The sequence below is a fragment of the Pseudomonas sp. P1_C12 genome (assembly GCF_056406435.1).
This window is the reverse complement of the sequence record NZ_JBFUAE010000003.1, coordinates 415314-429941: the sequence shown is the minus strand read 5'-3', so window position 1 is coordinate 429941 and position 14628 is coordinate 415314. Positions and strand designations below refer to the sequence as shown.

At 57.6% G+C, this 14628-nt stretch carries 15 protein-coding genes and 1 pseudogene; 5 read left to right on the top strand and 11 right to left on the bottom strand.

What is annotated here, in order from left to right; genetic code table 11:
• Window positions 1–4 precede the first annotated feature (4 nt).
• Together AC1D19_RS07335 and AC1D19_RS07330 are read right to left on the bottom strand one after the other, a co-directional pair.
• Window positions 5–1357, bottom strand: coding sequence for a GntP family permease (locus AC1D19_RS07335; protein WP_477762820.1), 1353 nt, complete (start codon window positions 1355–1357; stop codon window positions 5–7).
• Window positions 1358–1438: 81 nt separating this feature from the next.
• On the bottom strand, window positions 1439–1972 hold the full coding sequence (locus AC1D19_RS07330; RefSeq protein WP_477762819.1) for a gluconokinase: 534 nt from the start codon (window positions 1970–1972) through the stop codon (window positions 1439–1441).
• A 215-nt stretch (window positions 1973–2187) separates the two neighbouring features.
• On the opposite strand from AC1D19_RS07330, the gene gntR reads away from it, so the two are divergent.
• Window positions 2188–3219: an HTH-type transcriptional regulator GntR gene (gene gntR / locus AC1D19_RS07325; RefSeq protein ID WP_477762818.1), complete on the top strand. Its 1032-nt coding sequence runs from the start codon at window positions 2188–2190 to the stop codon at window positions 3217–3219.
• A 93-nt stretch (window positions 3220–3312) separates the two neighbouring features.
• Here the strand turns inward: gntR and AC1D19_RS07320 are convergent, their stop codons facing one another.
• Window positions 3313–4608: an SLC13 family permease gene (locus AC1D19_RS07320; RefSeq protein WP_477762817.1), complete on the bottom strand. Its 1296-nt coding sequence runs from the start codon at window positions 4606–4608 to the stop codon at window positions 3313–3315.
• A gap of 78 nt (window positions 4609–4686) precedes the next feature.
• Complete coding sequence (locus AC1D19_RS07315) at window positions 4687–5538, bottom strand: isocitrate lyase/PEP mutase family protein (protein ID WP_477762816.1); 852 nt, start codon at window positions 5536–5538, stop codon at window positions 4687–4689.
• A gap of 140 nt (window positions 5539–5678) precedes the next feature.
• Here AC1D19_RS07315 and AC1D19_RS07310 point away from each other — a divergent pair, with 140 nt between their 5' ends.
• A complete protein-coding gene (locus AC1D19_RS07310; RefSeq protein ID WP_477762815.1) occupies window positions 5679–6566 on the top strand; it encodes a LysR family transcriptional regulator in 888 nt (295 codons plus the stop codon).
• A gap of 122 nt (window positions 6567–6688) precedes the next feature.
• Here the strand turns inward: AC1D19_RS07310 and AC1D19_RS07305 are convergent.
• Window positions 6689–6895 (bottom strand): annotated as a pseudogene (locus AC1D19_RS07305) (DUF6124 family protein); the annotation flags it as partial.
• Window positions 6896–7288: 393 nt separating this feature from the next.
• On the opposite strand from AC1D19_RS07305, the gene AC1D19_RS07300 reads away from it, so the two are divergent.
• Window positions 7289–7924: a glutathione S-transferase family protein gene (locus AC1D19_RS07300; protein WP_477755082.1), complete on the top strand. Its 636-nt coding sequence runs from the start codon at window positions 7289–7291 to the stop codon at window positions 7922–7924.
• Between the two features lie 110 nt (window positions 7925–8034).
• Here AC1D19_RS07300 and AC1D19_RS07295 read toward each other — a convergent pair whose 3' ends face one another.
• Window positions 8035–8907: a LysR family transcriptional regulator gene (locus AC1D19_RS07295; protein ID WP_477762814.1), complete on the bottom strand. Its 873-nt coding sequence runs from the start codon at window positions 8905–8907 to the stop codon at window positions 8035–8037.
• Window positions 8908–9006: 99 nt separating this feature from the next.
• Between AC1D19_RS07295 and gstA the strand changes: the two genes are divergently transcribed.
• On the top strand, window positions 9007–9609 hold the full coding sequence (gene gstA / locus AC1D19_RS07290) for a glutathione transferase GstA (RefSeq protein ID WP_477762813.1): 603 nt from the start codon (window positions 9007–9009) through the stop codon (window positions 9607–9609).
• Between the two features lie 57 nt (window positions 9610–9666).
• On the opposite strand, the gene AC1D19_RS07285 is transcribed toward gstA, so the two are convergent.
• The 4 genes from AC1D19_RS07285 to AC1D19_RS07270 all read right to left on the bottom strand — a co-directional run bounded on the left by AC1D19_RS07285 (window position 9667) and on the right by AC1D19_RS07270 (window position 13296).
• Entirely contained in the window at window positions 9667–10680 is a 1014-nt protein-coding gene (locus AC1D19_RS07285; RefSeq protein ID WP_057399024.1) for an ABC transporter substrate-binding protein, read from the bottom strand.
• Window positions 10677–11225 carry a sigma-70 family RNA polymerase sigma factor gene (locus AC1D19_RS07280; protein ID WP_477762812.1) on the bottom strand — a complete coding sequence of 183 codons (549 nt, stop codon included), beginning with the start codon at window positions 11223–11225 and terminating at the stop codon, window positions 10677–10679. Before AC1D19_RS07280 ends, AC1D19_RS07285 begins: the two co-directional genes overlap by 4 nt.
• A gap of 197 nt (window positions 11226–11422) precedes the next feature.
• On the bottom strand, window positions 11423–12214 hold the full coding sequence (locus AC1D19_RS07275) for a phosphate/phosphite/phosphonate ABC transporter substrate-binding protein (RefSeq protein ID WP_477762811.1): 792 nt from the start codon (window positions 12212–12214) through the stop codon (window positions 11423–11425).
• A 140-nt stretch (window positions 12215–12354) separates the two neighbouring features.
• Window positions 12355–13296, bottom strand: a complete 942-nt coding sequence (locus tag AC1D19_RS07270) for a fatty acid desaturase (RefSeq protein ID WP_477762810.1) — start codon at window positions 13294–13296, stop codon at window positions 12355–12357.
• 329 nt (window positions 13297–13625) lie between these two features.
• On the opposite strand from AC1D19_RS07270, the gene AC1D19_RS07265 reads away from it, so the two are divergent.
• Window positions 13626–14042 carry a GNAT family N-acetyltransferase gene (locus AC1D19_RS07265; protein ID WP_477762809.1) on the top strand — a complete coding sequence of 139 codons (417 nt, stop codon included), beginning with the start codon at window positions 13626–13628 and terminating at the stop codon, window positions 14040–14042.
• A 45-nt stretch (window positions 14043–14087) separates the two neighbouring features.
• On the opposite strand, the gene def is transcribed toward AC1D19_RS07265, so the two are convergent.
• Entirely contained in the window at window positions 14088–14627 is a 540-nt protein-coding gene (gene def, locus AC1D19_RS07260) for a peptide deformylase (RefSeq protein WP_477762808.1), read from the bottom strand.
• Window position 14628 lies beyond the last annotated feature (1 nt).

Sequence of the window (14628 nt, the reverse complement as noted above, 5' to 3'; positions counted from 1 at the left end):
TGAATCAGACGAACAACGACAACAACAGAATAAAGCCCAGGCCGACCACGGAGAGGATGGTCTCCATCGCCGTCCAGGTCTTGAAGGTTTCCGCCACGGTCATGTTGAAGTACTGCTTCACCAGCCAGAAACCGGCGTCGTTGACGTGGGACAGGATCAACGAACCTGCACCAGTGGCCAGCACCAGCAACTCACGGTTCACACCCGGAATCATCCCCACCACCGGCACTACGATACCGGCACCGGTAATGGTCGCCACGGTCGCCGAACCGGTCGCGATACGAATCACCGCTGCCACCAGCCAGGCCAGCAGGATCGGCGATATCTGTGCAGCCACCGCCATGTGACCGATCACATCACCTACACCACTGGTTACCAGCATCTGCTTGAAGCCACCACCGGCACCGATGATCAGGATGATCGCGGCGGTCGGTGCAAGGCTCGCATCCAGCCATTTGAGCATCTGTTGCGAACCGATGCCCTGCTTGTAGCCGAAGGTGTACAGCGACAGCAGCAACGCCAGCAGGAGGGCCGAGATCGGGTGACCGATCAGGTCCATGAAAGTGCGGAAGAAGTTGCCGTCCGGCAGCACCACATCGGCAAAGGTCTTGAGCAACATCAGGAACACGGGTGACAGCACAGTGATCAGGGTAATGCCGAAGCTAGGCAGATCGCCTGCATCCTCATCGCGCACCAGTTGATCCACCAGTTCCTGATTCGGATGACCGGGAATGTGCTTGGCAATGAACGTACCGAAGATCGGGCCAGCGATGATGGCGGTTGGCAGCGCAACGATCAGGCCGTACAGAATGGTTTTGCCGATGTCGGCACCGAACACACCGATGGCCAGCAGCGGACCCGGGTGCGGTGGCACCAGGCCGTGCACGGCGGACAGACCGGCCAGCAACGGGATACCGATCTTGATGATCGACACGCCGGTGCGGCGGGCCACGATGAACACCAACGGGATCAGCAGCACGAAGCCGATCTCGAAGAACAGCGGAATACCGACCAGGAACGCAGCGAACATCATCGCCCACTGCACCTTGTCCTTGCCGAAGGCGCGGATCAATGTCTGCGCAATCTGATCCGCACCACCCGATTCGGCCATCATTTTGCCGAGCATCGTGCCCAGCGCGAGGATGATGCCGACAAAGCCAAGCACGCCACCGAAGCCGTCCTGGAACGCCTTGATGATGGTGCCGATCGGCATGCCGGAGGTCAGCCCGAGGAAAGCGGCGGCAATGATCAGGGCAATGAACGGGTGCAACTTGAACTTGGTAATCAGGACGATAAGCCCGATCACCGTGACAACTGCATCGAGCAGCAGGAACGTCTCGTGGGACATGCCAAACATTAGGGGTGTCTCCTGGTTGTTGTTGTTATTAAAGCGGGAAATTCGAAAGCCATAAGGACAGCGCTATCTCTGCAAGCAAAATTAACCGGCACGCTTCAAGCCATGCTCAAGCCACCAGTGGTGAGCCTGAACGGCCAGTTCATCGACGCTATGGGTCGAAGCATCCAGCGCCAGGGTCAACGGCTCGCCGACGGGCGATTCGAGGGTGGCGAACTGGCTGTCGATCAGGGTCGACGGCATGAAGTGGCCTGGCCGATGGGAGACGCGGTCGGTGGCCACTTCGGGGGTCAGTTCAAGGAACACGAAGCCCAGGCCCGGCAAGGCACTGCGCAAACGTTCGCGATAGATGTGTTTGAGCGCCGAACACGTCAGCACCGGGCGCTGGCCCTTGGCGTCGACACGGCGCAGTTCATCGCACAGGCTGTCGAGCCAGCCGGCGCGGTCTTCATCGTTCAGGGGGATCCCCGCGCTCATCTTTTCGATATTGGCGGCAGGGTGGAAAGAGTCGCCTTCAATGGCCGTGGCGCCGCTCAAATGGCACAGGGCCTCGCTGACGCACGTCTTGCCGCAACCGGCAACGCCCATGATGACCAGGGCGGTGATGGGATGATTCATGTAACACCTCAGCGCGCAGACAGCGCTACCTTTGCCAGTTATGACACTAGATCAAAAGCAGAAGTTGCCGACGCCTTTCTTGTCATTTTATGGGTTGCAGCAGGTTAGGTCCCGACACCAAAAAGCGAGGATCAGGCGAACCCTCGCTCACGCATTTGCAGCTGCATCGAGACAGCGCTACCTTAGTGCCTTGAATTTTGTTTGGCAAGCCGTCGATGAACACAACCAAGAACGATAAAAATACCCGCACCACTGGCCGCCCTACCCTGAACGAAGTTGCCCGACTGGCCGGCGTCAGCCCGATCACCGCCTCCCGCGCCCTGCGGGGCGTCAGCACCGTGGCCACTGAACTGGTGGAAAAGGTGCAGAAAGCGGCGCTGGAACTCAACTATGTGGTCAACCCTGCCGCCCGTGCTCTGGCCTCGGCCCAGAGCCAGTCGGTGGTGGTATTGGTGCCGTCGCTGTCCAACCTGCTGTTCATCGACACCCTGGAAGCCATTCATCGGGTCTTGCGCCCCAAGGGCTTCGAAGTGCTGATCGGCAACTTCCACTACTCCCGCGATGAAGAAGAAAACCTGCTGCGAAATTACATGGCCTATCAACCCCGAGGCCTGCTGCTGACCGGTTTCGATCGCACCGAAAGTTCGCGGCGGATGATCGAAGCCAGCAACATTCCTTGCGTGTACATGATGGAGCTGGACAGTGCGGCCGGGCTCAATTGCGTCGGCTTCTCGCAACTGGCCGCCGGTGAAACCGCGGCCGAGCATTTGTTGTCCCGGGGTCGCAAACGTCTGGCCTACATCGGCGCGCAACTCGACCAGCGCACCTTGCTCCGTGGCGAAGGCTTCCGCAAAGCCCTGCAAAAGGCCGGTTTGTATGACCCGGACCTGGAAGTGCTGACGCCCCGCTCATCCTCCGTCGGCCTCGGCGGCGAACTGTTCCTGCAACTGCTGGCCAGTCATCCGGATGTCGATGCGATCTTCTTCGGTAACGACGACCTGGCCCAGGGCGCCTTGCTTGAAGCCATGCGACACGGAATCAAGATCCCCGAGCAAGTGGCGATCCTCGGCTTCAACGACTTGCCCATGTCCGAACACATGGTTCCGCGCCTGAGCAGCATCAACACCCCACGCGAAGCCATCGGCCGCCGCGCGGCGGAGCAGATGCTGACGCTGATGGCCGGCAACACCGTGGCCAAACCGGTGCAGGACATGGGGTTTGAGTTGAAGGTGCGCGAGAGTACTTAAAGACACGTTCGGCGACACGGTTCAAGGAGTTTGCCGTGTCTGCCGTGTCGGGATCAGTTCCCATAAGAACGGGTCACAGTTTTGGCTGCAGGATCACGGCAACCAACCCAGAAAGACGAACCATCCGTAATTGATGGGAACCAATACAACATACGTAATGAATGCAAGCGCAAGACTCAATCGTAACGCTGCCATGAAAGGGATTCTTCCCATTTCAATAGCGAGAACAATCGGAGAGGCTTGGTAAGGCAGGAGCGGTGTTGAAAACCCGATGACCTGAATCATTAGAACACTAAGTAACGGCAGTCCGGATGCGGTGGCTAACGACTGTGCCAAGGGAGTAAATAGCGCTGGTACTCCGTTCGCTGTAACCACAAAATTTAGCAGCGTGGAAAGACCTACGATTGAGGTGTAGCTGCCGAACGGTGAAGCCGGATCCAACGGTGCGAGGGTAAGTACTTCATTACCAATTAATGTTCCAAGTCCGCTTTGTCCTACAAGTGCGGCGAGTCCGAGGATTGCTGCGACATAGACTGCCGTCCGATGGTTTACCTCTTGACCAAACTCTTCACTGGATACAAAGCCGACTTGTGGAAGGAGGCATACGCAAGCTGCCACGAGACCGACCCATGCAGGGGAAATGCCGTGTAAGGAGTCAGTAAGCCAGAGTCCCAGAGTCATCAAAAGAAGGATACCCAACCTCTTTTCCTTAGGACTCAAAGGGCGAGCAGGTTCCACCTCTGTGCTTTTTCCCGCTTTATCTGGAAACAACCAGACGATACATGCACATAGTGCAAGCCCCTTGAGAATGCCAAGTACGGGTGCATGCAATATCAAATAGGGCAGATAGGATAACTGCAACCCGTACGTGGTATCGATGGCCCCCGCCATGACAAGATTTGGAACGTTCGCCGGCAGAATGGATGCCGAAAGCTGGAAGGTTCCAAAGCCGACAGCAAGTGAAAGACCAATACGCCCTGGACTTTTCTCCCTGAAACCCACTCGATCAGCAAGCGCCAGGACAATCGGCATCAGTAGCGCAATACGCCCCATATTGGAAGGCATAACAAAAGCGAGCGCGTAAGTGAGGCCGACAATTCCAAGGACCATTTGTGGATATGATCTGGAAAGATGAACCGCGAGCACCCTCGCACATCGAGAAGCCAATCCTGTCTTGCGGATAGCGATTCCAATGACATAGCCACTGATAACGAGCCAGAATGCGGCGGAGGTAAACCCAGAGAAAATCAAGGAAGCAGGAGCGACATGGAGGATCATCGCGGTCGCGAAGAACATAAGTGCAGTCAAGTACTCAGGAAGTCTACGTGTTGCCCATAACGCGATTGTCACAGTTACCAAACCGGCCACTGTTATGAGTTGAACATCCATATCACTTTCCTATGTTCCGAGGACTCGGTTTACATCTTGAACTTTCTCAGTTCCTGAGGCCCGACTTCATAGCTGGGTTTATAACAAGTCCAAGGCAAGATACCGGCTGGTCTGAACGATTTTTTCGCGCTCCTCGAAACTCGTCAATTGTGCTGCCATGGCGCTGCTATCCCCTGTGCGTTTGATCTCAGTCAGAACGACTTGCATCGCGTGTATTGCAGCGCGCTGCATATCCGAAGGAATAATGACGAGCTGGTAGCCAAGAGAGGACAGTTCTTCAATGGGCATTAAGGGAGTCTTGCCACCGTAGAACATATTCATCAGTTTTGGCCCTGGGATGCGCCGGGCAATCGTGCGAATTTGATCCAGTGTCTCCGGGGCTTCTACGAAAATCATGTCTGCACCTGCCTTCACATACTGCTCGGCTCGGCTTAACGCAGACTCAAAACCTTCTGTCGCAATTGCATCGGTACGGGCAATAATCATGCAGTCCTGATCGATCAGCGTATGGCGTGCAATCCGAATTTTTAGGCACATCTCGCTTACATCTATTAATTTTTTGTTGTCCAGATGGCCGCAGCGCTTGGGAAACGATTGATCCTCAAGGTGGAAGGCGGCGACACCGGCACGCTCAAGAGCTCGAACCGTGCGCTGAACATTGGCTGATCCCCCAAATCCCGTATCGGCGTCTGCAATCACTGGCAAGCCACTTGCTTCAACAATTTTCTCGATCCGTTCTAATACTTCGCTGAAGCTCAGTAGACCGATGTCCGGGTATCCAGCAGCACGCGCAATCGCACCACCGCTGGCATAGACCGCGTCGAAACCCGCCATGGCAACCAGTCGAGCGGATATACCGTCATAAGCGCCTGGTGCTATCACAGGAGAACCTGAGGATAGTTTTTCACGCAGATATCGAGTTGGTTTCATATGAAGCTCTCCTAATTCTCGGACCGTAAACGTTCTGACCGAAGCACTGACGGTATTTTTGACGCAGAAGAAGCATGGCGGCAGACAAATAAAATGTCTAATATTTAGAAAATACAGAATTAGTATCTTTGGAGTCCTAATTGGAACTCAGGCATCTACGTTATTTCGTAGTCACGGCCCAAGCGGAGAATTTCACACGAGCCGCCGAACAACTTGGGATCGCCCAACCCCCGCTTGGACAGCAAATACGTGATTTGGAGGATGAAATTGGTACGCCGCTTTTTCACCGGGTAGGACGCGGCGTCATACTCAGTGATGCTGGCAGGGTATTTCTGGTCTCGGCACAAGATATTCTTGCGCGTGCCGAGGACGCCCAAAAAAATGCGCGGCGCGCTGCACGAGGAGAGATCGGCTCGTTGAACCTGGGGTTCACCGAATCCGCTTCGTTCAATGATACCGTCACCGGTTTGATCAGCCGTTACCAGCGACAACACCCCAAGGTGGAGGTAAACCTTGAGGAGAACGATAGCGAATCTCTTATTTCCAGGCTCGGCCGTGGAGAAATTGACGCTGCGTTTGTCAGGCCTCCGTTTGCTATGGGCGGCGACATTGACTTCATCACCTTATCCGAAGAACCACTTATTGTTGTCCTGCCTGACGGCCACCCATTAACGTCACGCAAGCGTCTGTCGCTTGCTGATTTACGGCAGGAGAATTTCATCCTGTATTCACGCAAATCCGGTTATGGGCTGAGTGCGGATATCGTGGCCGCTTGCCGGCAATCCGGGTTCAATCCGACCATCCGTCAGCAGGCCCCCCAACTATCTTCCGCTGTAAACCTGGTATCTGCCGGGATGGGTATTGCGGTAGTACCCGCATCGATGCAACGAATTCAACGCGCTGACCTGCACTACAGAGCACTTCAGCTTGATTGGCCGAAGGCGATACTTGGATTGGCCACGCGAAAATCGAATCAGTCAACTGTAGTCAAAGACCTGATCAGTTCGACGAGAATCGAAACTCCGTAGTTGATCCTCCGGATACAGACCATATTATTCCCGGGCTGCAACTGCCTGCCCAAGACCCGCAACGCGAAAAAAATATGGGGTTTAAGTTGAAGGTTCTCCAGAGCACCTGAATCAACACTGTCCATTGTGGCCAGCATTATGATCTGTGCGATCGCCAGCGCCGTATTGCGCTGACTGCCTTCCAGAAAAGCAGCAAAGTCATTGGTCATGACGCTCGCCGAGGCCAACGATTCGCAGGCGTGCGCCAACAGAGTTTCGTTATTGATACCGGGTGAGATGGAGAACATTGGGCTGGGATTGCGTGGGGGGTTCGGCGTGGGTTTGAACATGGTGATGCTCCTAGAGTAATGGAGCTGCCACGTCTCGCTGCGATACGAAGGGTGGCAGCTGTACGCGGGTCGCAGACCGGGACTCTAGAACCCGGTAGACCCGAAGGTCTCCCACACACAGCCGCCATAACGTGAACTGCCAGGCACAAAATCACCTGATCACGAACGGTGGACGCCATGCGTCTAGAGATACCCGGGCTGCGAAACCCGATCGCTGAATTTGCAGCGACGCGGAACGATAGAGTCCGGATACCAGGCGCACAAGCCGGCGGATTCTGGCGTAGTTGTAGGCAATGACGCAATAAATCGTAGGCAGCGGAAACCTGTCGAAACGCCTTTCCTACAGACCACTCCTACAATTACACCTACGCCTTTCGCGATGGAGTAGCTCAAATGGAACACACATTGAAGATTCTCGGCAAAGCCTCGTCCATCAACGTCCGAAAAGTCCTGTGGACCTGTGAGGAGCTGGGCATAACCTACGAACGCGAGGACTGGGGCAGTGGCTTCGCGTCCACCCACAGCCCCGAGTTCCTGCGCTTCAATCCCAACGCACAGGTGCCGGTGATCATCGATGAAGCCGGCGTGTTGTGGGAATCCAATACCATCTGCCGCTATCTGGCCGGCAAACACCAACACCACCACGAGCTGCTGCCTGGCGAACCCGCGGCACGCGCCCGGGTGGAACAGTGGATGGACTGGCAAGCCACCGAGCTCAATCCATCGTGGAGTTATGCGTTCATGGCACTGGTGCGCAAGGACCCGGAGTTCCAGGACGCGCATCGCATCGACGTCGGCATCCGCGGCTGGAACCAGAAGATGGGCATCCTCGAACATCAACTCGCGACCACCAAGGCGTATGTCGCCGGACCACAGTTTACTCTCGCCGACGTTGTCATCGGTTTGTCGGTCAATCGCTGGCTGATGACGCCGATCGACCGTCCCGACTACCCCGCCGTCGATGAATATTTCAAACGCCTGGCGCAACACCCCGGTTTCCTGAAGCATTGCTGCAATGGCTTGCCTTGAATGGCCGCAGGTTGCCGCCTGGATCGCCACACAGCGAGGCAACCTTGGGCTTTCAAGGCCACTAGTCGGCCAGCATTGAGGACAAAATCGGTTCAGCAGCTTGTCGGGGGTTACCGTCCGTCGAGCATGTCCAGCAGCGCCTGCACCGCCGCCGACGGCGGTTTGTTCGCCGCGACCACCAAGGCAAACTCGCGCTCGATCCGCGGCAACACCGGTACGACGCGCAAACCTTGCCGATTGCCCGGCAGCGTCATCTCCGGCACCAGGCTCACGCCGAGGTTTTCCCGCACCAGGGTGAACGCACTGCTCCACTCACGGACCTCGACGCGCACATCCTGCAGTTGCAGCCCCGCATCGGCAGCCAGGCTTCGCGCATTGGTCGAACAACCGCCCGTGGCCAGTACAAAAGGTTGCGTCACCAACTCTTCGAGGCAGACGCCTTCTTCATGGGAACGCCGCGCCAGCGGATGGCCCCCGGGCAATACCGCCATCCAGGCATCGCGTCCCAAAGGACTGGCCTTGCGCTCGGCAGACGGATTGAGCACCACGCCGACATCCACCAGCCCCGCGCCGAGCAGGGTTTCCACTTCGTCATCGCTGACTTCCAGGGCGACCACCTCGATGCCGGGGTAAAGCCGGTTGAACTGACGCAGCAACGGCGGCAGAAAGGTCGCCAGTACCATGGGAAAACTGGCCAGGCGAATCGTCCCGCGTTCAACACCTTTTGCGGCCTCGACGGTGCTGCGAATGGCCTGCAGCGCGCCGAGCATGGTCCGTGCCTGCTCGATGACCGGCAGGCCGATGGCTGTCGGCAATGTCTGGCGGTTTTCCCGGGTGAACAATTGAACACCGAGGTTTTCCTCGATCAATGCCAGGGCCTGGCTGGCGCCTGACTGGGTCATGCCGACCCGTTCGGCGGCCCGGGTGATGTTGCCGGTGTCTGCCACGGCCACCACCATTCGCCAGTGCATCAGGTTCATCATGGCAGTAGCTTTCCTTATGGTAGTTTTCTGAAAAATTAATTTTACCGGGGGCACTGGGCACTATGACACTGGCGTAAATCCACATCCAGAGCCCGTCCCATGAAGCTGTATTACGCCCCACAAGCCTGCTCGCTGGCGCCGCATATCGTGCTGCGTGAACTGGAACTGCCTTTCCATTTGATCCGTGTCGACAACATCAGCAAAACCACGGCCGACGGCGACGACTTTCTCGCCATCAACCCCAAGGGTTACGTCGCTGCCTTGCAACTGGATAACGGCGAAGTGCTGACCGAAGGGCCGGCGATTCTGCAATACCTGGCTGATCTACAGCCGCAAGCGAAACTGGCCGCAGCGCAGGGGACATTCGAGCGAGTACGGTTGCAGGAATGCCTGAACTTCATCTCGACGGAGATTCATGGCGGGCTCGGTTGGCTGTTTAACGCACGGTTTCCGGATGAAGTGAAAGCGTTGATCAAGGAGAAACTGTTCAAGCGTTTGGCCGTGTTGAACCAGACGTTGGAGCGGCAGGATTACTTGATGGCGGGCGGGTTCAGCATTGCTGATGCGTATTTGTTTACGGTGCTGCGTTGGGCTCGGTTGTTCGACATTGAATTGAATGAATGGCCGGCGTTGGCAAGATTTCAAGCCAGGGTGGATCAGCGGCCGGCGGTGAAAGCGGCACTGGTCGCCGAGTTGGCGTAAGGCTTCAAATCGCATCGCGAGCAAGCTCGCGATGGCTACCTTCCAGACACTACAAAACTACAAGCTGGCACTCACCTTGGTGGCCACCTCCCCCGGCACCCAGCCCTTCCACACCTGCGGCTGCTCACGCAAAAACGCTTCGGCGACTTCGCGGGGTTTCTGCCGCTTTTCACTCATCTGGCCCAAGGTCTGGTTCAACAGATCGATCGGCAAATCGACCTTTTCAAAGAACGTCACCAGGTCCGGGTATTGCGCCTTGAACGGTGCCGATACGCCGATGGCCAGGCTCGCCGGCATCGAGCGCGTGCCTTTGGGGTTCGGGTTGTTGGCGTCGGCCAGGGTTTTCCAGGCTTCGGCATCGAACGGCGGTTCGTCGAGTTTCACCAGTTTGAAACGCCCCAATAGCGGTGTCGGCGACCAGTAGTAGAACAGCACCGGTTTGCCACGGCGGATCGACGACGCCACCTCGGCATCCAGTGCGGCACCGGACCCGGTGCGGAAGTTGACGTAGCTGGCGGTCAGGTCATAGGCCTTGAGTTTCTGGCTGTTGACGATTTCCGAGGTCCAACCGGTCGGGCTGTTGAGGAAGCGCCCGCGGCTCGGGTCTTCAGGGTCGCGGAACACGTCCTTGTACTTCGCCAGATCAGCAACGGATTTCAGCTCCGGAGCCAAGGGCTTGATGCCGCGCTCGGGATCGCCCTTGATCACGTACTCCGGCACCCACCAGCCTTCAGTGGCGCCTTTGACCGTATCGCCGAGGCCAAACACCTTGCCCTCCGCCGCCGCCTTGACCCAGGCGGGACTGCGTCCGGCCCACTCTTCACCGATGACCTGGATATCGTTTTTGGCCAGCGCCGCTTCAAGGCTGACGGTGCTGCCCGGGAGCGTGTCGGTCGGGTAGCCGTAACCTTTTTCAACGATCAGGCGCAGGATTTCGGTGATGAGGCTGCCGCTTTCCCAGGTGATGTCGCCAAAGTGGATAGGCGCGGCTTTTTCCGTGGCCGAGGCCGGGTGGGACAACAGGCTCAGGGCCAGCAACGAACTGCCGAGCAGGGTTTTGATCGATCTCATGCGGACCTCTTGTTCTGGAGTGGACGGTTCAGGGATTGGTTGGCGCTGTGCCGGTCGCACAGGGCCTGGGAACGGGTCATGTAGTCGCTGACTGAACGCAACGAGATGCCCAGCGCAGCGGCAATTTGCGGATAGGTCAGGCCGTCGATCCGCGACAGCAGGAAGGTCGAACGCACTTTGCCTGGCAGCCGCTGAAGACTGCGATCCACACGGGTCAGGGTCTGGGACATCTGAGCCAGTGCCTCCGGCGATTCGGCGTGTATCGGCTCGGCCTGTTGCAGTTGCTGAAGATACTGGCGCTCCAGATCACCTCGACGCCAACGCTGATAGAGCAGGCGCCGGGCGATGGTGGTGAGCAAGGCACGGGGTTCACGGATGGCCGTCAGGCCAGGGGCCTGGAGCAATTGCACGAAGGTTTCGCAGGCAATGTCTTCGACAGCGGCGGCATCGTTCAGAGACTGACGCAGGCGCGTGCAGAGCCAGTGGTAGTGAGCACGGAACAATCCGTCCACGTGTTTGCGATGAAGAATATCGGCGCCGGACATAGGGGCTCCTGGGTTAGGGGTCGCTGAATGTCCGGTGGTCCGGTGAGGCGAATCCTAGCAAGGAGCCTTATTCATTAATAATATTTAAAACTTATTTTTATATTCGTTTATAGAATTAAACAAAGGTGTGCCTGATAGGCCGCTTTCGTCGGAACGCCGCCCGGAGCAAGCTCGCTCCTACAGCGAAAATGGACCTATCACCTCAATCGTCCATAACCCAATGTTTCGGCCTCACGTTGATAGTCGAGCACAACCTGATAGTCGATTTCGCTGGCGGGCAGTACCTCCGGTAAACCGAGGGTTTGGGCAACGTCCGGCAACTCGCGCAACGCCAGGTTCATCACCCGCAAGAGCTCAACGGCCTGCTCATCGCTGACCGTCGCGGCGGTAATGAACGGTAAGGCAGGACTGAGCGCACTGCGGGCAATCACGCGCAAACCGGCCACTTCCTCTGCAGCGTGGCGCGCCAGATAGGCAAAGGTCACGCTGTCGATGGCCGCCAGATCGGCAAGGTCTTCGCGTAACCAGCGCAGGCTTTCGCGATGACTGCCGCTGATTCCGACCTGAGCAAAAAACCGCCCGTCACGTTGCAGCGGCGCCAACCGGTGGCGCAGCAAATTCATGCCGCTGTTGGAGTCCTGGCCATTGATCACGCCTCGGCTGCCGCGAAAATCCGCCAGGGTTGGCCGTGCATCATCAAGGCGTCCCAGAATCAGGCTGCAATGATTGCCGCCACTGCTGTCCGGCAGTTCGTAACGAGGGCGGCCCAGCACCCGGACCTTGCCGCGCAATGCCGTCATCAGCGGATAGCCGCAGGTTTGTGTGAGCAGCAAGTGCGGCGACAGCCACAGGTCCAGCAGTGACAGGCCTTCGGCATCACTGCGGGTGTCGCCCAGGTGCTCGAGGATTCGCGCCAGCCAGCGTTCGTTGGCCTGGTGGATGGGTTCGGGGGCGGTGTACATCAGCAGTTCGGCGATGTGTTGGGTCATCGAAATGTTCCAGAGCAGCGTGAATCCAATGTGGGAGCGGGCTTGCTCGCGAAAGCGTTCTGCCTGGCAACATTGATGCTGGGTGTGCCGGCCTCTTCGCGGGCAAGCCCGCTCCTACAGGGCTCGTTGGTGATCAGGCATCAGTAAAACGGATGCCTCGGGCTGTCGATGGCCTTCACTCCATGTTCACGCCACAACTGCCCATAACCCCGCACCAGAAACCCGCCGCTACGCACCAGCCATTGCTCGCGGCGGGCCCGGTAAGCGCGGGGCAAGTCGTACCAGGGCAACCCCGGCAACTCGTGATGCACCAGATGAAAATTGAGGTTCAGGAACAGCCAGCGCCACGGCCACGCCGCTTCATTGAGCACCGTGCGTTGCTCCGGCGACGCGTGAGGTCGATGTTCATAGTAGGAGCGAATCATGGCGATCGACAGCGCCGGTACACTGATCAAAAACAGGTAATGCCAAACCGGCAATACGCTGAGGTTCGCGATGAACAGCAGCATCAACCCGGTCATCGAGCCGTGACTCAACCACATCAGCCAGGCCTGGCGCTCGCCCGCTCTCAGACGTTGCAGCTCTTCACGGGCCAACGCCAGCAAGGCCAACGGTGCACCCAGGGCAAAGCGGCCGAGCACGGTTTTGTTCAGCCGGTGCAGGCTGCGCACCGGCAGTGAACTGCCCTGCCACTGTTCGGCGCTCAGGTAACGGCTTTCCGGGTCGCGACCGGGGATAGTCAGGTCCTCGTCGCGGTGATGCAGCAAATGGCTATCGCGATACAGGGTGTACGGATACCAGACGGCAAACGGCGCATAGCCAAAGATTTTGTTCAGGGTTGGCCAGCGCGTGGGATGACCGTGCAGCAGTTCGTGTTGCACGGATAACCACAGCACCAGCAACGGAATCAACCACAGGGTGCTCCACCACAATCCCAGCCGATGGCTGTTCAATACAATGCCAAACCAGCCGCCATACACACCGACCAACAGACACCAGGTCGGCCATTCGGTGCGCGCGGTGAAGCGTCGACGCAGGGTTTCGATTTCTTCTTGGTGGGCGCTATCAAAGTAGTGGGGCATGGCGTTGCTCAGATCGGGGACCAGTCCCCTTCTGTGCAATGGCCTTGGGAAATCCTGCAGATTAATTTCTGGAGGATCGCTCCCATGTTGCATGGGAGCGATCAATCAACGCGGAATCAGTGACCGAACACGCCGACCTTCTTGGCTTTCTTGTCCGCACGCTTTTCAATGGCGGTTTTCACCGGTTTCTTTTTCGCCGATTTCTTTGAATCCATACCTTTGGACATGATGCGTACTCCACTCACAGGGATGTGAGATCAGGTATACACCTATCCCGGCGCGCGCGTTCTTTTATAATCGCCCGCTTTGCATACCGACAGTCCGAGACCATGCCCGATACCCAATTCACCCTGCTCGACGAGCCGTTATGGCCATTGATAAACAAGTTCTACCGCGCTCACCAGTCGTCGATGAAAGCCGTGCGCGACGCGCAGCTGTGGGTGGCCCGGCGTGAGCGGATTGTTGCCGCGCTGTGTTTGCGTCCGGTGTCCGGTGGGCATTGGCTGACCGGGTTGTTTGTCGATCCGGGGTGTCGCGAACAAGGGATTGCCGCCGGGTTGATTGCGGCCGCGGTAAAGGATTGCGAACTGCCGGTGTGGTTGTTCTGTCATCCGGATTTGCGCGGGTTTTATGAGCGTCGCGGGTTTACGTTCGATCCGCCGATGCCTTACGCAATGGTAGAACGCTTGAGCCGATATGCGCGCAGCAAGCCGATGATTGCGATGGGGTCGGAGCCAAACGTTTAACTTACTCAAGCCAGTTGGAGATCCAATGTGGGAGCGGCGGTGGCTTTAGTCGTCCGCGAAGGGATCCAGATCCGGGAACATCACCTCGGTGAAGCCGAACTTGCTGAAGTCGGTAATGCGCGACGGGTACAGGCGGCCGATCAGGTGATCACACTCATGTTGCACCACCCGTGCGTGGAACCCTGAGGCAATGCGTACGATAGGCTCGCCCTTGGGGTCGACGCCGTCGTAGCGAATCTGTTGGTAACGCTGCACCGCGCCGCGCAGGCCCGGTACGGACAAACAGCCTTCGAAACCCTCTTCCAGGATCGGACTCAGTGGTGTGATCAACGGGTTGATCAGGATCGTCTGCGGTACGGCCTCCGCATCCGGATAACGCTCACTGTGCTCGAAACCGAAGATCACCAGTTGCAGGTCAACACCGATCTGCGGAGCCGCGAGGCCAACGCCCCCCACACTTTCCATGGTCTGGAACATGTCATCGATCAGTTGCCACAACTCGGGGCTGTCGAACATCTCGGCTGGCACTGGCGGGGCAATGCGCAGCAGGCGCTCATCGCCCATTTTCAGAATTTCACGAATCATG